This window comes from Amycolatopsis sp. NPDC102522 (genome assembly GCF_055584485.1).
The window spans coordinates 1-19,951 of record NZ_JBVJLY010000024.1 but is presented as its reverse complement, the minus strand read 5'-3'; the positions used below and the strand labels follow the sequence as shown (position 1 = coordinate 19,951).

Annotated in this window: 27 protein-coding genes and 1 pseudogene; 6 read left to right on the top strand and 22 right to left on the bottom strand. The window is 70.0% G+C overall.

The annotated features are described in order from the left end of the window. Positions 1–81: 81 nt before the first annotated feature. The 13 genes from ACZ6YV_RS36435 to ACZ6YV_RS36375 form a co-directional block, all read right to left on the bottom strand. Positions 82–651 carry a hypothetical protein gene (locus ACZ6YV_RS36435; protein WP_465513937.1) on the bottom strand — a complete coding sequence of 190 codons (570 nt, stop codon included), beginning with the start codon at positions 649–651 and terminating at the stop codon, positions 82–84. A gap of 150 nt (positions 652–801) precedes the next feature. Then, a complete protein-coding gene (locus ACZ6YV_RS36430) occupies positions 802–942 on the bottom strand; it encodes a hypothetical protein (RefSeq protein WP_465513936.1) in 141 nt (46 codons plus the stop codon). A gap of 381 nt (positions 943–1,323) precedes the next feature. Beyond that, entirely contained in the window at positions 1,324–1,665 is a 342-nt protein-coding gene (locus ACZ6YV_RS36425) for a hypothetical protein (RefSeq protein ID WP_465513935.1), read from the bottom strand. A gap of 2 nt (positions 1,666–1,667) precedes the next feature. Continuing rightward, positions 1,668–1,985: a hypothetical protein gene (locus tag ACZ6YV_RS36420; protein ID WP_465513934.1), complete on the bottom strand. Its 318-nt coding sequence runs from the start codon at positions 1,983–1,985 to the stop codon at positions 1,668–1,670. After that, positions 1,982–2,269 (bottom strand): hypothetical protein, encoded by a 288-nt coding sequence (locus tag ACZ6YV_RS36415; RefSeq protein ID WP_465513933.1) that lies wholly within the window; start codon positions 2,267–2,269, stop codon positions 1,982–1,984. The genes ACZ6YV_RS36420 and ACZ6YV_RS36415 overlap by 4 nt, the downstream gene beginning before the upstream one ends. After that, positions 2,266–2,496 carry a hypothetical protein gene (locus tag ACZ6YV_RS36410; RefSeq protein ID WP_465513932.1) on the bottom strand — a complete coding sequence of 77 codons (231 nt, stop codon included), beginning with the start codon at positions 2,494–2,496 and terminating at the stop codon, positions 2,266–2,268. The genes ACZ6YV_RS36415 and ACZ6YV_RS36410 overlap by 4 nt, the downstream gene beginning before the upstream one ends. A 64-nt stretch (positions 2,497–2,560) precedes the next feature. Next, a complete protein-coding gene (locus ACZ6YV_RS36405) occupies positions 2,561–3,787 on the bottom strand; it encodes a helix-turn-helix transcriptional regulator (protein WP_465513931.1) in 1,227 nt (408 codons plus the stop codon). Positions 3,788–3,957: 170 nt separating this feature from the next. Next, positions 3,958–4,371: a hypothetical protein gene (locus ACZ6YV_RS36400; RefSeq protein WP_465513930.1), complete on the bottom strand. Its 414-nt coding sequence runs from the start codon at positions 4,369–4,371 to the stop codon at positions 3,958–3,960. 76 nt (positions 4,372–4,447) lie between these two features. Then, entirely contained in the window at positions 4,448–4,690 is a 243-nt protein-coding gene (locus tag ACZ6YV_RS36395) for a hypothetical protein (RefSeq protein WP_465513929.1), read from the bottom strand. Beyond that, positions 4,687–5,136 carry a hypothetical protein gene (locus ACZ6YV_RS36390; RefSeq protein WP_465513928.1) on the bottom strand — a complete coding sequence of 150 codons (450 nt, stop codon included), beginning with the start codon at positions 5,134–5,136 and terminating at the stop codon, positions 4,687–4,689. Before ACZ6YV_RS36390 ends, ACZ6YV_RS36395 begins: the two co-directional genes overlap by 4 nt. 282 nt (positions 5,137–5,418) lie before the next feature. Further along, positions 5,419–6,786: an MFS transporter gene (locus tag ACZ6YV_RS36385; RefSeq protein ID WP_465513927.1), complete on the bottom strand. Its 1,368-nt coding sequence runs from the start codon at positions 6,784–6,786 to the stop codon at positions 5,419–5,421. After that, on the bottom strand, positions 6,783–7,223 hold the full coding sequence (locus ACZ6YV_RS36380; RefSeq protein ID WP_465513926.1) for a MarR family winged helix-turn-helix transcriptional regulator: 441 nt from the start codon (positions 7,221–7,223) through the stop codon (positions 6,783–6,785). The genes ACZ6YV_RS36385 and ACZ6YV_RS36380 overlap by 4 nt, the downstream gene beginning before the upstream one ends. Positions 7,224–7,273: 50 nt before the next feature. Further along, a complete protein-coding gene (locus ACZ6YV_RS36375) occupies positions 7,274–7,696 on the bottom strand; it encodes a hypothetical protein (protein ID WP_465513925.1) in 423 nt (140 codons plus the stop codon). Positions 7,697–7,938: 242 nt separating this feature from the next. On the opposite strand from ACZ6YV_RS36375, the gene ACZ6YV_RS36370 reads away from it, so the two are divergent. The 3 genes and pseudogenes from ACZ6YV_RS36370 to ACZ6YV_RS36360 form a co-directional block, all read left to right on the top strand. Next, the gene (locus ACZ6YV_RS36370) at positions 7,939–8,331 is read left to right on the top strand and encodes a DUF6221 family protein (protein WP_378237708.1); all 393 of its coding nucleotides are present in this window, start codon (positions 7,939–7,941) and stop codon (positions 8,329–8,331) included. Positions 8,332–8,371: 40 nt separating this feature from the next. Further along, positions 8,372–9,379 (top strand): LLM class flavin-dependent oxidoreductase, encoded by a 1,008-nt coding sequence (locus tag ACZ6YV_RS36365; protein WP_465513924.1) that lies wholly within the window; start codon positions 8,372–8,374, stop codon positions 9,377–9,379. A gap of 127 nt (positions 9,380–9,506) precedes the next feature. Then, positions 9,507–9,626 (top strand): annotated as a pseudogene (locus ACZ6YV_RS36360) (hypothetical protein); the annotation flags it as partial. 112 nt (positions 9,627–9,738) lie between these two features. Here the strand turns inward: ACZ6YV_RS36360 and ACZ6YV_RS36355 are convergent. Beyond that, positions 9,739–11,331, bottom strand: coding sequence for a PucR family transcriptional regulator (locus tag ACZ6YV_RS36355; RefSeq protein ID WP_465513923.1), 1,593 nt, complete (start codon positions 11,329–11,331; stop codon positions 9,739–9,741). Positions 11,332–11,460: 129 nt separating this feature from the next. On the opposite strand from ACZ6YV_RS36355, the gene pruA reads away from it, so the two are divergent. Together pruA and ACZ6YV_RS36345 are read left to right on the top strand one after the other, a co-directional pair. Then, positions 11,461–13,098 (top strand): L-glutamate gamma-semialdehyde dehydrogenase, encoded by a 1,638-nt coding sequence (gene pruA, locus ACZ6YV_RS36350; RefSeq protein ID WP_465513922.1) that lies wholly within the window; start codon positions 11,461–11,463, stop codon positions 13,096–13,098. 16 nt (positions 13,099–13,114) lie between these two features. After that, positions 13,115–14,044, top strand: coding sequence for a proline dehydrogenase family protein (locus ACZ6YV_RS36345; protein WP_465513921.1), 930 nt, complete (start codon positions 13,115–13,117; stop codon positions 14,042–14,044). An 87-nt stretch (positions 14,045–14,131) separates the two neighbouring features. Here the strand turns inward: ACZ6YV_RS36345 and ACZ6YV_RS36340 are convergent, their stop codons facing one another. Beyond that, entirely contained in the window at positions 14,132–14,488 is a 357-nt protein-coding gene (locus tag ACZ6YV_RS36340; RefSeq protein ID WP_020637318.1) for a thioredoxin family protein, read from the bottom strand. 84 nt (positions 14,489–14,572) lie between these two features. Between ACZ6YV_RS36340 and ACZ6YV_RS36335 the strand changes: the two genes are divergently transcribed. Beyond that, a complete protein-coding gene (locus ACZ6YV_RS36335; protein ID WP_465513920.1) occupies positions 14,573–14,815 on the top strand; it encodes a DUF2630 family protein in 243 nt (80 codons plus the stop codon). Between the two features lie 2 nt (positions 14,816–14,817). Here the strand turns inward: ACZ6YV_RS36335 and ACZ6YV_RS36330 are convergent, their stop codons facing one another. The 7 genes from ACZ6YV_RS36330 to ACZ6YV_RS36300 form a co-directional block, all read right to left on the bottom strand. After that, entirely contained in the window at positions 14,818–16,383 is a 1,566-nt protein-coding gene (locus ACZ6YV_RS36330) for an alpha/beta hydrolase (protein WP_465513919.1), read from the bottom strand. A 71-nt stretch (positions 16,384–16,454) separates the two neighbouring features. After that, positions 16,455–17,534: an ATP-dependent DNA ligase gene (locus ACZ6YV_RS36325; RefSeq protein ID WP_465513918.1), complete on the bottom strand. Its 1,080-nt coding sequence runs from the start codon at positions 17,532–17,534 to the stop codon at positions 16,455–16,457. 28 nt (positions 17,535–17,562) lie between these two features. Further along, the gene (locus ACZ6YV_RS36320; RefSeq protein ID WP_465513917.1) at positions 17,563–18,150 is read right to left on the bottom strand and encodes an Asp23/Gls24 family envelope stress response protein; all 588 of its coding nucleotides are present in this window, start codon (positions 18,148–18,150) and stop codon (positions 17,563–17,565) included. After that, complete coding sequence (locus ACZ6YV_RS36315) at positions 18,147–18,683, bottom strand: DUF6286 domain-containing protein (RefSeq protein ID WP_465513916.1); 537 nt, start codon at positions 18,681–18,683, stop codon at positions 18,147–18,149. Before ACZ6YV_RS36315 ends, ACZ6YV_RS36320 begins: the two co-directional genes overlap by 4 nt. Before the next feature lie 14 nt (positions 18,684–18,697). Continuing rightward, the gene (locus ACZ6YV_RS36310) at positions 18,698–19,054 is read right to left on the bottom strand and encodes an Asp23/Gls24 family envelope stress response protein (protein WP_378237720.1); all 357 of its coding nucleotides are present in this window, start codon (positions 19,052–19,054) and stop codon (positions 18,698–18,700) included. Next, complete coding sequence (locus tag ACZ6YV_RS36305; protein WP_005157087.1) at positions 19,051–19,227, bottom strand: hypothetical protein; 177 nt, start codon at positions 19,225–19,227, stop codon at positions 19,051–19,053. The genes ACZ6YV_RS36310 and ACZ6YV_RS36305 overlap by 4 nt, the downstream gene beginning before the upstream one ends. Further along, positions 19,227–19,676 (bottom strand): Asp23/Gls24 family envelope stress response protein, encoded by a 450-nt coding sequence (locus tag ACZ6YV_RS36300; RefSeq protein WP_378237722.1) that lies wholly within the window; start codon positions 19,674–19,676, stop codon positions 19,227–19,229. The genes ACZ6YV_RS36305 and ACZ6YV_RS36300 overlap by 1 nt, the downstream gene beginning before the upstream one ends. Positions 19,677–19,951 lie beyond the last annotated feature (275 nt).

Sequence of the window (19,951 nt, the reverse complement as noted above, 5' to 3'; positions counted from 1 at the left end):
GACCAGGGTTCTCAGCGCGAGGTCCCCGCACCAACCGGTGCGGGGACCTTTCTGCGTGTGATGGAAGTGCTGCGCTGCCAACTACTTCGGCTGGCGGTGCGGGTTCAGCTTCGCGAACATCGCCTCGAACCCGGCGACGGGCTGATCCCGCCGGGTCCGTCCTGTGTGCACGTCCAGGTGGCACCAGTCGCCGAACTTCCCGAAACCGCACGACATGAGGCTCATGGTCCCGGGTTCGTACACGGCGACGACCTCGTGGAAATCGTCGTGTGTGACGACGTTCGCGCCGGGGCTGGAGTGCGTCACTCTCGGTTCGAACACCACGTCCGCGCGGCCGGTCTCGTCGTCGATGTTCGTGCGTCGACACTTGATCTCGCCGTACGCGCCGCGCAACAGGTGCCCGGTGAAGGACAGCCACCTGTGGTTGTGCGGGATCTGCTCCTCGTCGCCGCCGCGTGTGTCCGGTCTGAACCAGACGTTCAGCTTCACCGTGCGGTCGAGGCCGGTCACGAGTGTGAGCTCGCTCTTGCTGATCTCGCCGTCGAGATCCGGAACGTGGACCCATCTGCTCGGATCCGTCCACTGTGCTCGGGTCAGCGGGCCGACATCGGGTGTGTGCTCGGCGACCCCGGCGGCTGCGAGTTCGAACATGTCATCGGTGAGAATCAGGCCGGGGATGACTTCCAATGGAGGCACAGGTTTCCCTTCTGATGCAACGACTATTGTTCAATTGTGTCCATAGTGGTCAATGATCGGTAGGGGTTTCCTGTTGCCTGATAGCGAAAGGCGGGGTCTTGTCGGCTAGCCCTTCTCGGGGGCCTTCTCTGCCTCTGCCTCTTTCGCCCACTTGTGCAGGTTCGCTGCAACGATTGCGCCGCCGAGGTTCCCCTTTTCCAGCGCTTCGTTCTTCATCGCCTCGGTCTGTTCGACTCGGTCGGCCACAATGGATCCTTTCGTTCTGGGGTGAAGCCCGGGAATCAGGTGCCGGATCCCTACGGGTTGTCGGTCCGCATGAGGGTCATGCGAATGGTGCGTCCGAAATGGCGCGCGTACGCCTGAAGTTCTGAGACCCGGCCGACATGCCAGCGAGGGGGAGGACAGGCACATCGACCGGGAGCTTTCGGTTGGTAGAAGCCGGGGGGCGGGGCCCTGTATCCCCGCCCCCCGGTGCCTCGCCGCGATCACTGGGAGAACCGGCGAGGCCGACCCGTCCACCGCAAGGGGGCCGCGCACCCGGCCGGCCAAGTACAGGGCGCGGGGTACGGCGGACGGTGTGGTGACCCGGTCGACGCGACGGATCGGGACCCCCGCGCCGACCGGGGGTCAGGTGTGCGGGATCACGATCCCGCCGGCAGTGACGCGGTAGCCCGACACGATCAGCTTCCGCTCGTCGCGGCGCATGAACCGCCGGTGCTCGACTCGCCGGATCCCGGTGTGGATGGCTTCGTCCGGCGGTCGATTGTCGCCGTTGAGGATCACGGTGAGGCTCTTCGCGTTGATCGGCTCCCGCCATACGTCGACACCAAGATCGATGCCCAGGTCGACCAGTTCGAGACCCCAGTCGTCGTGGTCTTCGGCCAGCTCCCACGGCAGAAGCAGGAACCGGCCGAGCGCCAGCTTCCCGAGGACGGCCCGGTGATCGCGGTTGAACTCCAACGGCTCCATGCTCAGGTCCCCGTTCCTTCGTTTGCTTCACGAGTGGGCAGCGGCGCCAGGCAGGTGCACCACTCGCACGCCGACGCGAATCCGAGCGATGTGGTCACGCCGTACGCCGCGTCGCGTGGCGCGTCGGCGAACCGACCCTCCTGGCACCACAGGTCGATGCGCTGCACGCGGAGCTTCGGTTCATAGGCCCAGTGGGCGCGGCCGTCGCCGCCCCGGACCGGTACGTACAGGGCACCGGCTTGCTTGACCATCTGGCCGCCGTTGAGGACCACGGCAGGGATCGGGGGCAGCGAGTCGTTGTAGGGCAGGACCATCGTCATCGCCGCCAGATCAGCGGGCAGCGGACGATCCGGTCGCGGCGCCGCAACGATGCGCACGCGTCGCAAATGCAGGCCTTCGCGGGAATCTCGGTGCGCATCAGGAGGCGCGGTTGCAGGTCCGGTTTCGACGCGCTTGTTTGGCACCGCGGAATGAGCCACGAGAGGGAGTCGTCGGCGAGCTCGACCGTCAGGAAGTCGTGCACCTGACCGCCGCCGAGGATCCGGTTCGGGCAGTACTGCGGCTCGTAGTCGGCGTCGGTCATCGCGAGCACGGCCGCCGTCACCGGAGCCCCTCGACGCGACGCAGGTCCCGTTCGGCATCGGCCAGGTTGGCGTTCAGCTGGAGGATGACGTCGGCGGTGAGCAGCGCGGTGGGCCCGTCCCCGATGCCGAGTGCACGGTGGTGTCTGCCGTGCTGGTCCTTTGTCAGGCCGACGACAAGGTCGACGGCCTCACCGTTCGAATCCGCAACGCGGATCACCCGCGCGTCCCGCCATCCCCGATTTGTCACGGGGACGAAGCTAAGAGTGATCGACAGGGGTGATGGGTACGATTCCTACCCTCACTCGATCAGGCTAAGCAGCGATTCCGACCCGGTTGCACAGCTGAAGGACCTCGGCTCGTTTCCCTGCAGGCGGGTTCTTCCGCAGGCCGATCAGCATGTCCCTGGCGAACCCGTTGTAGCTGATCGTCTCCGGCGCCACGTGCTGCGACCGGTCGAGCAGCGACAACACCGCGGCGTGGTCCCCGTCGAGCGAGTGCGCCCGCGCCACCTCGATCAGGTGTCGGCTTCGCCGGGCAAGAGACGGGATCGTCACCGGGTCCAGCGCGGCCGCCGCGCGCAAGGCCTCGCCGGTGCGGCGCAACTCGACACCGAGCGTGGTCGCGTGCGCGGACATCACGCTCTGCGAGAAGCTGCTTTGCGTGTGCCGGTAGTCGGGGCCGAGGCTGCGCGCGATCTCGTCGGCCCGCTCCCAGTGCGCCCACGCCGGGCCGTGCCGACCGCGGCGCGCGTACACGTAGGCGATCTCCGCGTTGAGCGCGCCCACCATGCCGCGCCAATCGTCTGGGGCGTCGTCGAGGTACCGGGCGAGCTCGTCCCGCGCGTCGGTCGCCAGCTCGATGGCTTCTTGCCAGCGGGTGTCATCGCGCATCGCCTGCACCATGGCCCACGCCCCGCCCGCGATCAGGTACGGATCGTCGGCCTCCTGCGCCTCGGTGATCGCACGGTCGGCCACCATCCACACCAGCTCCGGCGCGGGCTGGTAGGCGACGTAGAAGTCCGCGAGCTGGTACACGCCCGCCAGAATCCGGCGCGCGGCACGGCGCTCGTCGCCGCGCAGCATCCGCACAGCGACCTGGGCATCGCGGATCAGGCCTGGCAGCAACGAACCCAGCTGCGTCCGGTGATCAGGAGACGAATGCCGGACCGCCCACGCGAACCGAAGGCGCTCGCCGAGGTGAGGCACCGAGACCGGTTCCGCGCGCAGAGACACCCGGTACTCGGTGAGCGCTGCCTGAACCTCCGACAGCGTGGCGTGCCGCGGACCCGCGAACACCGACACCGGTACCGCGTGCCCGTTGCCGGTGAGCATGGCGAGGTCGGGAAGCTCAAGGGCTTGCGCGATCCGGAGCAGGAGAGCCAGCCGCGGCGCGTGCTGTTTCCCGGTCTCGATGGCCTTGACCCACTCAGCGGACTTTCCGCCGACGAGCCCGGCAAGCACTGGTCGGGACATGCCACGCCGGTCGCGGTAGTAACGGATGCGCGCACCAATGGACGCGTCAGCAGGCAAATCGGTCATCAAAGACCACCCTCATTCGCAGAGTCGCCTCTCCGCATGCCCCCGGGAGCTACCCGGGGGCGGTCCTCTGCGAAGAGGTACAGGTGTCAGCCTACCGGCCAGCCCTCGAACAGCAGAACGCCCCGGCACCGAGGGAAACCGGGGCGACACTGTGAGTCAGGCGAACGGGCTCAGGCAGCAGGGGGAGGCGAACTCGAAACGCCAGACTGACGGGGCGACCGCCGCACCAGCAGCGCGCCGAGCAGAACTACCGCGCCGACGCCGGCGACCCCGAAACCGACGCTGCGCCGCACAGTCAGAGCATCGCCGCACGCTGCCTGGTAACCCTCCAACATCGTCGAGTACCTCGTGTCCTTCTGCGCCTGCTGCAGTTCCGCGACGAGGGCCGCTTCTCCCTCCTTCGACTGCATCGACTTCGTCACCAGCTCAGCCCAGCCTCCTTCGAGGTCACCCGAAGCGAAACCGTTACCGCAGTCGAGGGCCCGGCCACCCGGCGACGCCGCCGAAACGGGAACCAGTAGCCAGATCAGCGCGCCGACGACCGCGGCGGCAGCGACGAGGACGACGATCATGCGCGGCTTCATGTGCGGTACTCCCACGGTCGGCAACGTCTCACGAAAGGTGAGACGAAAGGACACGTCGCGCGTGACCCGCAGGGCGTTACGCCTCGCGGGGAAGCCGGTCGTAGTTCGTCCAGGCACCGACGAGACTGCCCCACCAGGCGAGCAGCAGCGCGACCGCCGGGATCACCAGCGACGGATCGTGCACGGCGTCCAGGCCGAGCTCGCCGCGGTTGATGACCGCCACCGGACCCACCGTGATCAGCACGACCGAGCACGCGACGAGCGCCGCCAGCCACGCCCGGTAGACCGCGAGCCTCCGCGCCGGCGTCCGGCGCCTCATCGGTGATCCTCGATCGCTGAACCGTCGAGGAGGATGGGGTCAGCGTCGGTGGCGGCGAACACCGGCACGCCCACCGGGTCGACGTGAACCGCGCCGTCCAGGGTCGGCCGCGGCCGACACCAGCAGTCGAGCGACATCGTGTGGAACCGCCGGTCCAACTGGTGCGGCGGCTCGGCGACGAGCTCGGCGGCCCGGTCGAGGGTGAGGTCCAGTCCGGACGCCAAGATCTCGAGGCGGCGCCGGCGTGCGGAGTGGAGCGGGGGCGCGCCGTCGAAGAGCAGTTCGGCGAGTCCGAGGGCGAGGCGCGCGTCGGCCGCGGTGAGCAGCTGGTCGGGCAGGAAGGAGACTCGCCAGCGTTCGGGGTCGCCGGGGTAGCGGGCGGCCTGGATCCGGCGGGCGGTGTGCGGGGTGCGGTAGGCGGTTCGGCGGGTGGCGACGGCGGTCATCGGAGACCACCCACGATCGGGGCCTCAGGCGTCCGTGTGGTGAAGCTCACGCCGTGTTGGGGCCGTATGGTCAGGTGGCGCGCTCGGGCTGATTCTGGGGGAATCGGCCCTTGAAAACTCGCCCGGCAATGTGGCGCATTATGGTTCTGACCAGCCTCGACATATGCAGGTGAGCACAAGGTCGAGGTGGGTGGCAACCCGAAGATGCCGGGTGAGCCGAAGCGGGTCCAGCCCAGCAAGGCGCGCGACGACACTTAAGCGCGGTCTCGGCCCAGCCGCGCTTCAGGCCCGCCCGACGCGGCCCAGCGAGCGATCCGCGACGGTCAGTGCGAGGAACAGCACGCTGACCACGAGCATGAACGCGGCCAGGTGGTGCAGCCCGGCACTGTCGGCGCGCCGGCCGAAGAAGGCGCCGTTGGCCGCGGACGCGACGATGGCGCCGAGGTAGCCGAAGGTGCGCAGCAACCCGGCCGACGAGCCCATGCGTTCGGCGTGGGCCTGGTGGTACACGGAGTTCTGCAGCGCGAGGTTGTTCAGCCCCTGCGGCACCCCGAGGACGATCACGACGGCCAGCAGCATCCACACCGGACTGCCGTCGTTCAGGAACAGCAGCAGGGCACACGCGGCGACCTGCCCGAGCGAGCCGATCAGCAGCTTCCCGCGGACGGCCTTGCTGCGTCCGGTGACGGTTGAGGCGATGATCCCGACGCCGAACAGCGGAAGCAGCACCAGTCCGGCTTCCGACGCGGACAACCCGTGCCCCTGCTCCATCCACTGCGTGTAGCCGTAGAGGAAGGCGTAGCTGACGACGAAGCTGAGCAGGGCCCGGCCGTAGGTGGCCAGCAGCGGCAGGTTGCCGCCGAGCAGGCGCACGTCGATGAACGGCTGCCGGGTCCGCAGTTCGCGCCAGGTGAATCCGGCGCCGGCCGCGACGGTCACGGCGAGCAGCCACCAGTCGCCGCTTCGCACGTCCATCAGGAACAGCAGCAGGCAGACGAGGGCCGCGGCGAACAGGCCCATGCCGGGCAGGTCGAGTCCGCGGACGAGGCGGCCGTCGCGGCGGGTGGCCGGTGTCGCGGGAAGACGGCGGAAACCCAGATACGAGCCGGCCAAGGCGAGCGGGATGTTGATCGCCAGGGTGGCGCGCCAGCCGCCGATCCCGATCAGCAGGCCGCCGAGGCTGGGCCCGACGACGGCGATGGTCTGCGTGGTGATGGCGAGCGCGGTGAGGACTCCGGCCGGGCTGTCCTTCCCGGTGCGCCGGGCCTCGCTCCGGATGAGGTGCATCGCCGCCGGATAACCGGCGCAGGTGCCGAAACCGAGGAGGACCCGGGAGGCGACGAGCACGCCGAAGCCGGGGGCGAGCATGCCGACGACGCCGGAGATCCCGGTCAGCGCGGCGCCCGCCAGGAAGAGGTTGCGGGGGCCGAAGAGGTCGATGAGCCGTCCCACCACGGGCTGGCCGATCGCGGTGGCCAGGTACAGGGCGGAGACCAGCCAAGCGGTTTCGGCGGGCGGGGCCCCGAAGGCCGCGCCGATCGGCACCAGGGACACGGAGATGATCGACGAATTGACCGGGTTGAGGGCTGCGCCCAGCATCATCGGGGGCAGGAGCCGCCGGTCGAAGCCCGTTTCCGTCGCGGTGCTCATCGGCGCACGACCCGTTCCAGGAGCGCCGCCGCTTCGATCAACGTGCGGCGTTCCGCCTCGGTGCACCGGGTCTCCAGGACCTGGGCGAGCCAGCCCTCCCCGGCGCGGCGGCGCTCTTCGAGGAAGGCGTGGCCGCTCTCGGTGACGAAGACCAACTGGCGCCGTCCGTCCTCGGGGTCGGGGCGGCGGGCGACCAGCCCCCGCTCGACCAGGACACCGACCGTGGTCGCCACCGACTGGTGCCGGATGCCTTCGATGGCCGCCAGGTCGCTGACCGACGCTTCGCCGTCCTTGTCGAGCCTGCTGAGCACGGACGTCTGGGACGGCGTGAGGTCGCCGCTGCCGTAGTTCTCCCGCAGGCGGCGCCGGAGCCTGCTGAAGGCCAAGCGGATCTCGTGGGCCGCGCGGGCGCTCGACGCGGCGGCGTTCTCGGTCATGCCCGCAGGCTAACTTCCGCAGTTCAAACTGCGCAACCAAGACTGTATATCTACCGGCTCCGGGCGAACTCGCAGCCCGCGACCTGCACGTACTCGCCCTTGCGGGTGGTGAACCGGGCGGCACCGGTGGTCAGCTGGTCGGCCACGATCTTCGACGCGCCGTCGGCGTGCAGCCGAGCCCAGTAGCAGTGCCCGTTGCCGCCGGACACCGGTCCGGGGGAGCGGTACGAGCCCGCTTCGACCTCGGTGCCGACCAGGTAGGTCCCGTCGGCGAACCGGTCCGCCGGGGTGGCGACGGCGGCGCGTCCCGAAGTGGCCGGGGGCGCCGGGACGGTCACGGTCGGCGCGGGCGCGGCTTCCGCCGTGACGGTCACCGTCGCGGGGGCCGACGGCGCCGCGAGCGCCCTCGGGTAAGTGGCCGCCACCACTCCGACGCCCGCGCCCAAGGTGAGCGCGACGACGAGCCCGGCCACGAGCGGGAACGCATTTCGTGACGACGCGTGTGGTATCGGTGACCAATTCGTGCTCGGCATCCGTCTCTTCTTCGTTTTGCTCGCGGAGTGATTGCGCTTTCGTGTCGATCTAGAAACCTGTTACCGCTCCGCGGCGGACCGATACAAGACTGTGTGACGCACGGGACCTTGCCGTAACGGCAAGCTTCCTGCCAGCGACAGTTCCCTCCGAACACTAGGCTGGGGGAGACGAAGGAGTACCTGTGGACGACTTGATCGCCTTTCTCGCCGCGCGTGTGGGGCAACGTCAGGCGTTGATCATGCAGGCGGTCAAGAAAACCGAGATCAGTGAATCGCTCAATCGTGGCGAGACCAAGGTCGTCATCGAAAAGAAGATCCGTTCGCTGAACGACATCGAACTCGACGCGATCAATCAGATGATCAACGAGATCGAGGCGACCCGGCGGCTCCTGCAGGCGCACCGCACCACGGTTTCGGAGAAGGTCCCGGGGTTCCCCTTGTACGGCAACGAGTACTGGTGCGAGACGTGCCACGTGCCCGCCGACGAGGCCGGGACGAACTGGTGCCTCACCCTGCGGCTGCTGGCCCTGCCGTTCGCCGACCACTCGGACTACAGCGAGCGCTGGCGCCCCTGACCGGGGAATGCCCGCCGGGTCCGCACGCGTTGACCCGGAGGTGATCACGCTTTCGGTACTGGACCGGTCCCCGACCCGTCGCGGCGGCGGCGCGCCCCGCGCACTGCGGGACACGGTCGCCTTCGCGCGGGACATCGAAGCGCTGGGCTATCACCGGTTCTGGGTCTCCGAACATCACAGCGTGCCCGGCGTCGCCGGATCGGCGCCCACGGTGCTGGCGGCCGCTGTCGCCTCGGCCACCGAGCGGATCCGCGTCGGCACCGGCGGTGTGATGCTGCCGAACCACCGGCCGCTGGTGGTCGCGGAACAGTTCGGCGTGCTCGAATCGCTCTTCCCCGGCCGGATCGACATGGGACTGGGCCGGTCGGTCGGGTTCACCGGCGGGGTCCGGCAGGCGCTCGGGCACGAGAAGGACGACGCCGACCGCTTCGGCGACCAGGTCCGGGAGCTGCTGGGCTTCCTCGCGGGCGAGCAGACGGCGTATCCGGGCGTGCACGCCATCCCCGCGGAAGGGCTGAGCGTGCCCGCGTTCCTGCTGGCCACCGGTGCCGGCGCGCGGCTGGCGGCGGAACTCGGACTGCCGCTGGTGATCGCGCCGGTCCGCGGTGAGGGCCCGCTGCTCGAAGCCATCGAGGGTTATCGCACCGGCTTCCGTCCTTCCTCGCAGGCTTCGCGGCCGTACGTCGTGGTGTCCACGGCGATCGCGGTCGCCGAGACGGCCGAACGGGCCCGGCGGCTGCTGATCCCCGAGGCGTGGTCGACGGTCTACTCACGGGCGCACGGCGTCTTCCCGCCGCTGTCGCCGGTGGAGGAGATCCTCGCCGGACCGCTTTCGGAACGCGACCGGGAGCGGCTGGACCGGGCGCTCGACGGTCAGTTCGCCGGTACCCCGGACGAGGTGGGCGGCAGGCTGGCCGACCTCGTCGCCAAAACCGGCGCCGACGAGATCCTGGTGACCACCAGCACCTTCGACCAGGCCGAGCGGCTGGACTCCTATCGCGGGCTGGCCGAGGTCGCCGGACTGCGGACCTTCGCCGCGGTGTCGTGACTTTGCTAGTGTCACGGCCATGACTGCCGGGTCGGCCTTGTGCCGTGAGCGGACGGGTTCCCCGGCCGCCGCTTGATCTCCGGGCGGGCCCGCAGCCCGCCTCCGCGTGCGTGTCCTGTTGTGGACCATGCGCGGAGAGGAGGTGAATCGCATGTCCCCCAACGAAAACTGGCGTGAGTTCGTCGTGGCCCACGTCGATGGCGGCGTCTTGGACGGTGTCGTCACGCGGGTGCTGCCGTTCGGCGCGTTCGTCGAAGTGGCCCAAGGGATGGAGGGGCTGCTGCCGACCGTCGGCGGAACCGGCCCGCTCACCGCCGGTGCGGCTGTGGCCGTGCGGCTGGACAAGCTGGACATCGGGCTCAGAGTCGCAGCAGAAGCTGGGTCAGGACGCGCTGCGCGGGGTCGTCCAGGTCGATCCCGGACACCTCGCCGGCGCGGCGCACCCGGTATCGCACCGTGTTCGGATGGATGTTCAGCTCGCGCGCCGCGCGCCGGACATCGCCGAAAGCGTCGAGGTAGGCGAGCACCGCGGGCACCAGGATGCCGCCGTGCTCGGTGTCGTGCGCGACCAGCGCGGTCAGCCGAGGATCACGGATCCTTGGCTGCTCCCCGAGGAACGCGAGGACTTCCGAGAGCAGGACCTCGGCGCGGACGTCGGCCAGCGAGGCGACGTCCGCGGTCCCGTGCCCGCGCGCCATCGTCGCCAGCACCCGGTCCGCGTCGCCACGCGAGGCCGCCGCGTCGGAGAGACGGGGCACGACACCGCCCAGCGCCGCGCGCACCCGGACGTCGAGATGCCGCTGCGCGGTGCCGACGATTTCCTTGGCCAGCGCCAGGATCCGCGTCTCGGCGTGCTCGGGAAGGTCGGGAAGGAGCGCGTAGACCCGGCCGCCGATCACGCTCACCAGCGCGCTCCGCCGGTACGCGGCGGTGTGCACGGTGATCAGGTGCACCAGCTCCGCGCGGCGCAGTTGCCGGTCGGTCGCCGCCCGGTCGCGGGGGAGCGAGAACGCCAGCACCATGGCCGGTTTCCCGGGATCCGCGCCGATGTCGTCGGCGACGGATTCGACGTCGAGACGGCCGTCGAGCAGCCCCGCCAGCAGGTCTTCGCGCAGCCGGAGTTCGGGGCTGGGCAGGGTCCGATGCCGGATCAGCTGCGGCGCGAGCGCCCGGCTCGCGCCGAGCAACGCGACTTCCGCGCTTTCGGTGAGCGGATGCGCGCCCTCCTGGACCCAGATCGTGCCCAGCGGCTGCGATCCGGCGTGGATCCCGGCCGCGATCCGCCGCCGGATGCCGAGATCGGGCCGCTCGTCGATGCGGACGATGCCTTCTCCGGCGCGAAGCCGCTGGTAGACACCCCATTCACGGAGCATCGCGAGGTACCGCTCCGGGCCTTCACGGCCGAGGATCGAGAGCCTGCGCAGTTCGTCCACCTCGTCGCCCGCTCGCGAATAGGCCAGTACGCGGCTCGCGGTGTCCTCGATGCTGACCAGGCCGCCGGTGAGCGTCGCGATGGTCTGCGCGAGCGAGAACAGGTCGCCCAGCACCTCGCCGCTGTCCGCCTCGCCACCCGCGCGCGCCGCGTCGACGACACCCCTGGCCAGTGCTTCGACCTGCTCCCAGCGGGCCTCGTGGCCGACCTCGATCAGCGCGATCCCGGCGTCGGCCGCGACGTTCACGACGGCCATGCCGTTCTTGACCGCGACGGCGGCCGCGCCGGAGCGTCCCGCCGCCCGGATCGCCCCGGCGGCCGACCGCCCGCGGGCTCCGATCACCAGGACGAGATCACCCGGATGGGCGTCGGGCGGATCCTCCGGATCGTGGATGACGACGTCCTCCACCTGGACGCCGAGTCCGCCCGGTGCCGCGAGCACCCTGACCAGCGGTTCCCCGAGCGTGGCGAGGACATGCCGCAAGGAAGCGCCTGTGCTTGTTTCAGTAGTCGCAGTCATCACCGAGTTAAGCCGATCGGACAAGATGGTCACCCTGATTCTAGCCAGTCGGACAAGCCGCAGGGGAGTCGTCCGGTCTACCGTTCGGGGTGAGACCTCTACCCGGCGAAGTGAAGTCAGGAGCAGTCAGTGGACGCCGTGACCCAGACCCCCGCCCCGAAGAACGAGCCGGTGCTGAACTACGCACCGGGTAGCGCCGAGCGCGCTGAACTCGAGGGCGCGCTCAAGTCGCTGGGTGGCGCCGACCCCATCGACATCACCGCGACGATCGGTGGTGAGCAGCGCAAGGGCGGCGGCGAGAAGATCGAGGTCGTCCAGCCGCACAACCACAAGGCGGTGCTGGGCGTCATCCACAGCGCGACCGCGCAGGACACCCACGACGCGATCGCCGCGGCCAAGGCCGCCGCTCCCGGCTGGCGCGCGCTGTCCTACGACGACCGCGCCGCGATCATCCTGCGTGCCGCCGACCTGCTGGCGGGCCCGTGGCGCGCCCGGCTGAACGCCGCCACCATGCTCGGCCAGTCGAAGACCGCCTTCCAGGCCGAGATCGACTCCGCCTGCGAGCTGATCGACTTCTGGCGCTTCAACGTCGCCTTCGGCCGTCAGATCCTCGCCGAGCAGCCGGTCAGCTCGCCCGGTATCTGGAACCGGATGGAGCACCGCCCGCTCGAGGGCTTCGTGTACGCCATCACCCCGTTCAACTTCACCGCGATCGCCGGCAACCTGCCGACCGCGCCCGCGCTGATGGGCAACGTCGTGCTGTGGAAGCCGTCGCCGTCGCAGAGCTTCGCCGCGCACCTGCTGATGCGGCTGCTCGAAGAGGCCGGTATGCCGCCGGGCGTGATCAACCTGCTGCCGGGGCACGGCAAGGCCATCTCCGACGTGGCCTTGACCCACCGCGACCTGGCCGGGATCCACTTCACCGGATCCACCGCCACCTTCCAGCACCTGTGGGGCACCGTCGGCGCCAACATCTCCGGCTACCGCACGTACCCGCGCCTGGTCGGCGAGACCGGCGGCAAGGACTTCGTGCTCGCGCACTCGTCGGCCGACGTCGACATCCTGCGCACCGCGCTGATTCGCGGCGCCTTCGAGTACCAGGGCCAGAAGTGCTCGGCCGCGTCCCGCGCCTACGTCCCGCGCTCGCTCTGGGCGAGCCTGAAGGACGAGCTGGTCTCCGAGACCGAAGCCATCACCTATGGCGACGTCAACGACCTGAGCAACTTCGGTGGCGCCGTGATCGACCGCCGCGCGTTCGACAAGCACGCCGCCGTGCTGAAGAGCGCCGCTGAAGACGCCGAGGTCGAGGTCATCGCCGGTGGCACCGCCGACGACAGCGTCGGCTACTTCGTGCGCCCGACGATCCTGGTTTCGGACAACCCGAAGCACGAGATCTTCCGCACCGAATACTTCGGCCCGATCCTCTCGATCCACGTCTACGAAGACGGCACCGACGCGGACTTCGACAACGTCTTGAAGCTGATCGACGAGACCGCCGACTACGCGCTCACCGGCGCTGTCATCGCCAACGACCGCACCGCCGTCGCGAAGGCGTCCGAGGCGCTGCGCTTCGCCGCCGGCAACTTCTACGTCAACGACAAGCCGACCGGCGCGGTCGTCGGCCAGCAGCCGTTCGGCGGCGCCCGCGCGTCGGGCACCAACGACAAGGCCGGTTCGGTGCTCAACCTGCTCCGCTGGACGAGCCCGCGCTCGATCAAGGAGACGTTCGTAGCGCCCACCAGCGTCCGTTATCCCCACCAGGGCTGAGAATCAGGAGTTCGTGATGTTGCGTGCCCCGTTGCTCGCCGCCGCCCGATCCCGGCGGATGCGCAAGCTGGTCGAGGTCGTCCCCGCCACCCGATCGGTGGTGAGCCGGTTCGTCGCCGGTTCGAAGACGCCCGACGCCGCACGGGTGGTCCGCGAGCTGGCCGACGACGGCCTCCGGGTCACCCTCGACCACCTCGGTGAGGACACCACCGACGCCGAGCAGGCCGCGACGACCGTCCGCGCCTACGAGGAACTGCTGTCCGCGTTGGCGGCCGACGGCCTCGCGTTCGGCGCGGACGTCTCGGTGAAGCTGTCCGCGGTCGGCCAGTTCCTGCCCGCCGACGGCGAGAAGGTCGCGCTGGAGAACGCCCGCAAGATCTGCGCGGCGGCCGAAGCGGTCGGTGCCACGGTGACCCTCGACATGGAGGACCACACCACCACCGACTCGACGCTGGGCATCCTGCGGGAGCTGCGCACCGAGTACCCGTGGGTCGGCGCGGTGCTGCAGGCCTACCTGCGGCGGACCGAACAGGACTGCCGCGACCTCTCCGGCGAGGGCTCCCGCGTCCGGCTGTGCAAGGGCGCGTACGCCGAGCCCGAGGAGGTCGCGTTCCAGGACAAGTCCGAAGTGGACAAGTCCTACGTGCGCTGCCTGAAGATCCTGATGCAGGGCAAGGGTTATCCGATGGTCGCCTCGCACGACCCGAGGATGATCGCGATCGCCGAGAAGCTCGTCATGGACGCGGACCGCAAGCCCGGCGACCACGAATTCCAGATGCTGTACGGGATCCGTCCCGAGGAGCAGCGCCGGATCGCGGGCGACGGCAAGACGATGCGCGTCTACGTCCCCTACGGCGACGAATGGTACGGCTATTTCATGCGCAGGCTGGCGGAACGCCCGGCGAACCTGGCGTTCTTCCTGCGCGGACTCGCCACCCGGGGCTGACCCGGTCCCTGGTGGCACGGTTCCGCTGAAGTACAAAGGGGCCCTTCGAGACGAAATCCGTCTCGAAGGGCCCCTTCTTCTTGGGGCTCAGGCTTCTTGGGCCTCTTCCTTGAGCTTGTCCATATCGATGTCGCGCGCCTGCTGGATGAGGTCTTCGAGCGTCTTCTCCGGGAGCGCGCCGGGCTGCGCGTAGATGACCGTCTTGTCGCGGATCACCGCGAGCGTGGGGATCGAGCGCACGTCGAAGGCGGCGGCCAGCTGCTGCTCGGCCTCGGTGTCGACGCTCGCGAACACGATGTCGTCGTGGTTGCCCGACACCTTTTCGTAGGTCGGTGCGAACTGACGGCACGGCATGCACCAGCCCGCCCAGAAGTCGATGATCACGAAGTCGTTCTCGGACACGACCTGGTCGAAGTTCGCGGCGGTCAGCTCCACTGTGCTCATGCCCGGCGTAACGAATCGGGTTCCACGCACATTCCCGCGAGTGCGCGTAGCGTTTCGGATGGAGCAATCCAGAAGGAGGTCCGCATGGCCGACGGGGACATTCTCAGCCGGATCGACGAGCTGGTCAGCGAGGAGCACGAACTCCGTTCGCGGGCGATCGGCGCCGGGCTGAGCTCGGACGACAGGTCCCGGCTCGCGAGTGTGGAGCAGCACCTGGACCAGTGCTGGGACCTGCTGCGGCAGCGGCGGGCGCGCGTCGAGTTCGACGAGGACCCGGACGGGGCTTCGGCGCGGCCGATCTCCGAGGTGGAGTCCTACCGGCAGTAGCCTCAGGCCGGGCAGAGCGTGCCGTCGACGGGGATCTTCCCGTCGATCAGGAAAGCTCGTGTCGCGTCGGCGACGCAGGGGGAGAGGCTCAGCGCGCCGTGCCCGGCGCCCTGCCAGGTGATCGCCACCGCGCTCGGCATCTGGTCGGCGGCCCGGCCGGTGCCCTGTTCCGGCGTGACCGGGTCGGTCGCGGTGCCCGCGACGAGGATCGGCGGGGCACCGGGGGCGCCTGCGGGCGGGAGCGGTTCGCGGCGCACGGGCCACGGGCTGCACCATGCCAGCTGCTGCGCGGCGAACACGCCGAACTGCGGGTACTTGTCGCGCAGGGTCGTGGTCACGCGCGTGAGCTCTTCGGCCGAGAGCCGGGTCGCGCTGTCGTTGCACTTGGTCGCGAGCGTGCCGTCCAGCCGTGACGGCCGTGCCCGGGAGTCCTTCAGCACCGGTTCGGCGAACGCGGCCAGCGGTGTGACGTCGCCTGTCTGCGCGGCCTTGAGTGCTTCGGCCAGTTCCACCCAGCGTGAGCGCTGTGCGAGGCCGGAGTAGACGGCGTACAGCGCGATCCCCGGCGTGATCTCCGCGCCGTCGGTGGTCGTCGCGGAGGCGGAGCGGAGCCTGTCGGCGACGGCTGTCACGGCAGACCGGGCGTCGCCGATCGGGCAGCCCCTGGCGATGCAGTCGGCGCCGAAAGCGTCGAGGGTGGCCTGCGCGCTCGCGGCGACGGACTCCTGCACGGCGGCGGCGTCGGGCGCGGGGTCGGGCAGGCCGTCGAGCATGACCCGGCCGACCTGCGCCGGGAATCGCACGGCGTATTCGGCGAGGACCTTCGAACCGTCACCGCGCCCCAGCGCGTGCAGTTTGTCCAGCCCCAGCTGCTTCCGGAGTTCTTCGAGATCGCCCGCGGCCCGCCAGCTGTCCATCGCGACCTGCGAGTCGTCCAGTTCGATGGCGCACTGCTGGCCCGCCTTGCGCGCCGCGTCGACGACGCTTTCGAGATCGCCGCCCGCCGGGTCGCCGCCGAGCAGGTCGGTGCGGATCTCCGCCGGGACGCACTGCACCGGCGCGGAGGACCCGGTCCCGCGCCGGTCCACGCCGATCAGCGAGAACTTCTGCAGGAACTCGGGAGGCAGCGTCGCGGCCAGCCGCGCGGCGTACAGCGAGCCCGGCTCACCGTCGACGTCGTTGACCACGACGAGCGGGATCGGCCCGCCCCCGGTCTTGACCACCGACAGCCGCGAGAGCCCGCGGCCGGGCAGGTCCGGCGCGTCGAGCGTCGTGGGCACCCTGGCGCAGGAGAACTTCAGCGTGTCCGGCACGGACGGCTGGCCCAGCCGCTGCCGGGTCGCCTCGTCGCAGTCCTCCCATTTGATCGACGGCGACTGCGGTTCGGTGAGCGGCGGCAGCGGTACCTGCTGGGCCGTCGTCGACGAGCCGGGATCGGGCTTGCCGTCGTTGTCGATCACCGCCGGTCGTACCGACGGTCCGGCGGTGCAGCCCGCGAGCACGGCCGTGACCACGGTCGTCATCAGGATCAGCCGTGGCCTGCGGCGGACGGTGCTGGCGGGGCGCACGGGCTGGTCCTCACTTTCCGGGCATGACAAAAGCTCGTGGTGAGCTTCGCAGGTGACGTGTCAGGCCCCGGTTAGCGGGTGCGTTTCACCTCGCCGCGGAACACCGCGTCCAGGTCGTAGCGGGCGACCTCGTCGAGCTGGGCGTAGGTGCAGGAGTCCGGCTCGCGGTCGGGACGCCAGCGCTTGAACTGCGCGGTGTGGCGGAACCGCGACGGATATCCGCCCTCCGTGTGCTCGTAGCCGACTTCGACCACCTTTTCCAGCTTCAGCGGCACCCACGGGGCTTCCTTGGACTTCCACCGGGTGACCCCGCCGGGGATCCGCTGCTTCTCCCGCACGTTGTCGCCCAGCCAGGGGTGATCGGCTCCGTCGGTGATCAGCGGCGCCAGCTCCTCGGCCAGTTCACGCCGCCGGGTGACCGGGAACGACCCGACGACGCCGGGGTGGTGCAGCACGCCGTCCTCGTCGTAGAGCCCGAGCAGGAACGAGCCGACCATCTCGCCCTCTTCACCGTCGACATGCCAGCGCAGTCCCGCGAGCACGCAGTCGGCGGTGCGCGAGTGCTTGTACTTCAGCAGCACGCGTTTGCCAGGGGTGTACGGCTCGTCGAGCGGTTTGCCGATCACGCCGTCGAGCCCGGCGCCCTCGAACAGCTCGAACCAGTGCCGCGCGATCGCCGGATCCGAGGTGGCCGGGGTCAGGTGGATGCCGTCCGAGGCCAGCTTCTCCAGCCGCTCCCGACGGCTCGACGTCGGCTCGTCCAGATAGGACTCGTCGCCGAGCGCCAGCAGGTCGAACGCCACGAACTCCGCCGGGGTCTGCGCCGCCAGTAGCTTGATCCGGCTTTCGGCGGGGTGGATCCGGTCGGTGAGCGCGTCGAAGTCCAGTTTCCCGTCCCGGCCGACCACCAGCTCACCGTCGAGCACGATCCGCTCGGGCAGCGTCGCCTTCAGCCGCTCGACGACCTCGGGGAAGTACCGGTTGAGCGGCTTCTCCGACCGTGACTGCAGGGTCAGCTCGTCACCGTCGCGGAACACCAGGCAGCGATAACCGTCCCACTTCGGCTCGAACAACAACCCGCCGGAGTCGGGGATCGCCTTCGCCGGTTTGGCGAGCATCGGTTTGACCGGCGGCGTCAAGGGAAGCGACATGACGGCCATTCTTGCCTCATCGGCGCTGTCAGCGCACCCGTTGCGGTGCTGCCGTGTCGAGTTCGATCCGGACGGCGGTGGGCAACACGGTCACCCCGAGCGATTCCCGCGCGCGGGCCAGCACGGTGAGATCGAGCTGTTCCCAGACCCGTTTCAGGTCGGTGCCCTCGCTCAGCCAGAGCGTGACCCGCAGCGCCGGGTTCTCGCTGTCGCCGACCGCGCGGACCCTGGCGCGCCCGACTCCGTCGATCGTTTCGGCGTCGAGGCGGACGGCTTCGGAGATGGCCGAGGAGGTCACCACGAGGTCGTCGTCGAGTTCGAGGTCCGGGCGGCCTTCCGGGCGCAGCGACCGGAAGAACCACCACAGACCCAGCCACAGCAGGAGGACACCGAGCACGATCGCGCCGATCCGGGCGGCGAGGGCGTTCGCGGCGAGCCAGTCGAGCGCGATCGGGTCGATGAGCGCACGTCCGGCGCGGTACGTGCCGAGCCAGCCCGCTCCGACCACGATCGCCGCGGCCCCGCCGAGTACCGCGAGGAGTCCGATGAGGACGGTCAGGGTGCGTTCCGTGCCGGTGGACCGGCCGAGTGCCTTGGCGGAGACCGAACGGGTCATCGGCGGTCCTTCGGGGAGTCGACGACGACGGACACCTTCGGCCGCCGCACCAGGGGGACGTCGTCGAGCAGGCCGGAGACCGTCTCCAGCAGCCGCGGCCGCAGCTCGCCTTCGGTTTCCAGCCTGCTCGTCGCGCGGACACGGATCTTCTTCGCGGTGGCTGTGACCTTCGCGCCCGCGACGTTGTCTTGAGCGCGCACTGTCACCCCGACCAGCCTCGCCAGCGACCGCGGCGACGTGGTCACGCTGACCTCGTTCGCCGGATCGGTCAGCCGGATGGCGCGCCGCCCGGCCGAGGCCGACGCCAGGATCAGCAGCAGCCCCACGACCGCGACGGCGATCGCGAGGTACCGGACCTCGTCGGTCTTCCAGGACAGCTCCGCGAGCCTGTCGCGCCAGTCGTCCCAGGGGAGGAACAGCGGCCCCCGCCCCGGCCGCCACCAGCCCCAGCCGACCTCCAGCGCCAGCAGGACGCCGGCGGCGGCCAGCGCCAGCCCGATCAGGGCGGACAGCAGGCGGACGAACAAACGCATGCCAGTTGCTCCTTCTAGCGGACGCGGGGCGCGAGGTCGGGCAGGAGCGCGGAAACCGTCACCGAGATGTCCCGGACCTGGTACGAGGTGATCCGCTCGACCTCTTCGGTGACCCGGGTGCGCAGATCGCCGACGATCCGCCGCACCGGTGCCGGGTAGTGCAAAGCCACGTCGAGCACGAGGTCGACGTCGTTGCCCTCACCGCCGACCTTCGCGCTCGCGCCGTGTGTCCCCAGCCCGAGCCCGGCGATCCGGCGCTCGGCGCGCGTGGTCCCGTCGACCTGGTCCGCGGCGTGCTGCGCGATCTTGCGGACCACGGACGGCGCGATGGTGAGGGTGCCGCGATCCTCCGGTTCGGGCGGGAGGGTCATTTGTCGCGGCCCCGGCCGAACAGGTCGCCGAGGTCGAGTTCGCCGTCGAGCACGCGGCCGAGGACGAGGCCGATGACGCCGACGGCCAGCGTCACCAGGAACGCGGTGAAGCCCTGGGTCGCGGCGAGGCCGAGGATGAGGCCGGCGAGCAGGCCGGTCTGGGTCCCGTTCATCACTCGACCCGCGAGGACTCGGTCTCGCCGCCGTTCTCGTCGGGCAGGTGGATGTCGTTGACCGCGATGTTGACCTCGATCACCTCGAGGCCGGTGATCTGCTCGACCTGGCCGATCACGTTGCGGCGCACCGCGCGCGCCACGTCGACGATGCGCGCGCCGTACTCGACGACGACGTCGAGATCGATCGCCGCCTGCTTCTCGCCGACCTCGACCGAGACACCGGACGTGGTGACCGTGCCGGAACCGGGGATGCGCTCGCGGATCGCGCCGAAGGCCCGCGAGACCCCGCCGCCCAGCGCGTGGATCCCGGTGACTTCACGGGTGGCGAGACCCGCCACCTTCTGCACCACCACCGACGAGATCGTGGTCTTGCCGGCGGCTCCTTCCTCGTTGAGCGACGACCCCGCGACGGGGGTGTCGGGCTTGCTCGCGCTCGGCTGTGCCATGAAGTTCGCTCCTTCTCGCACCTGTGCCGCGCGACCTGCGCGCGCGGCGGTCCCTACGCTCTCACCGACCAGGACACGCGCGCATGCCGAGTCGTCACGCGATGTCCCCCGGATGGGGTAATCAATTCCGGGTTCATCTCGATGAGGTGAGGCAGGGGTGGTGGGGGGGGGGGGGGGGGGGGGGGTTGAGACACAGGGCACACACGAACCCCCCCCCCCCCCCCCCCCCCCCCCCCGGTCGGGGGGGGTGGTGTGTGGAGTGCCACAACACGGGT

Bases quoted from the DNA above. Each gene is read 5' to 3' on its own strand.
- ACZ6YV_RS36405 (WP_465513931.1), bottom strand. From the start codon at position 3,787: ATGACCGATTTGCCTGCTGACGCGTCCATTGGTGCGCGCATCCGTTAC.
- ACZ6YV_RS36420 (WP_465513934.1), bottom strand. From the start codon at position 1,985: ATGACGATGGTCCTGCCCTACAACGACTCGCTGCCCCCGATCCCTGCC.
- ACZ6YV_RS36380 (WP_465513926.1), bottom strand. From the start codon at position 7,223: ATGACCGAGAACGCCGCCGCGTCGAGCGCCCGCGCGGCCCACGAGATC.
- ACZ6YV_RS36305 (WP_005157087.1), bottom strand. From the start codon at position 19,227: ATGAACGGGACCCAGACCGGCCTGCTCGCCGGCCTCATCCTCGGCCTC.
- ACZ6YV_RS36345 (WP_465513921.1), top strand. From the start codon at position 13,115: ATGTTGCGTGCCCCGTTGCTCGCCGCCGCCCGATCCCGGCGGATGCGC.
- ACZ6YV_RS36340 (WP_020637318.1), bottom strand. From the start codon at position 14,488: ATGAGCACAGTGGAGCTGACCGCCGCGAACTTCGACCAGGTCGTGTCC.
- ACZ6YV_RS36335 (WP_465513920.1), top strand. From the start codon at position 14,573: ATGGCCGACGGGGACATTCTCAGCCGGATCGACGAGCTGGTCAGCGAG.
- ACZ6YV_RS36355 (WP_465513923.1), bottom strand. From the start codon at position 11,331: ATGACTGCGACTACTGAAACAAGCACAGGCGCTTCCTTGCGGCATGTC.
- ACZ6YV_RS36400 (WP_465513930.1), bottom strand. From the start codon at position 4,371: ATGAAGCCGCGCATGATCGTCGTCCTCGTCGCTGCCGCCGCGGTCGTC.
- ACZ6YV_RS36425 (WP_465513935.1), bottom strand. From the start codon at position 1,665: ATGGAGCCGTTGGAGTTCAACCGCGATCACCGGGCCGTCCTCGGGAAG.
- ACZ6YV_RS36435 (WP_465513937.1), bottom strand. From the start codon at position 651: ATGTTCGAACTCGCAGCCGCCGGGGTCGCCGAGCACACACCCGATGTC.
- ACZ6YV_RS36325 (WP_465513918.1), bottom strand. From the start codon at position 17,534: ATGTCGCTTCCCTTGACGCCGCCGGTCAAACCGATGCTCGCCAAACCG.
- ACZ6YV_RS36395 (WP_465513929.1), bottom strand. From the start codon at position 4,690: ATGAGGCGCCGGACGCCGGCGCGGAGGCTCGCGGTCTACCGGGCGTGG.
- ACZ6YV_RS36390 (WP_465513928.1), bottom strand. From the start codon at position 5,136: ATGACCGCCGTCGCCACCCGCCGAACCGCCTACCGCACCCCGCACACC.
- ACZ6YV_RS36315 (WP_465513916.1), bottom strand. From the start codon at position 18,683: ATGCGTTTGTTCGTCCGCCTGCTGTCCGCCCTGATCGGGCTGGCGCTG.
- ACZ6YV_RS36300 (WP_378237722.1), bottom strand. From the start codon at position 19,676: ATGGCACAGCCGAGCGCGAGCAAGCCCGACACCCCCGTCGCGGGGTCG.
- ACZ6YV_RS36320 (WP_465513917.1), bottom strand. From the start codon at position 18,150: ATGACCCGTTCGGTCTCCGCCAAGGCACTCGGCCGGTCCACCGGCACG.
- ACZ6YV_RS36385 (WP_465513927.1), bottom strand. From the start codon at position 6,786: ATGAGCACCGCGACGGAAACGGGCTTCGACCGGCGGCTCCTGCCCCCG.
- ACZ6YV_RS36310 (WP_378237720.1), bottom strand. From the start codon at position 19,054: ATGACCCTCCCGCCCGAACCGGAGGATCGCGGCACCCTCACCATCGCG.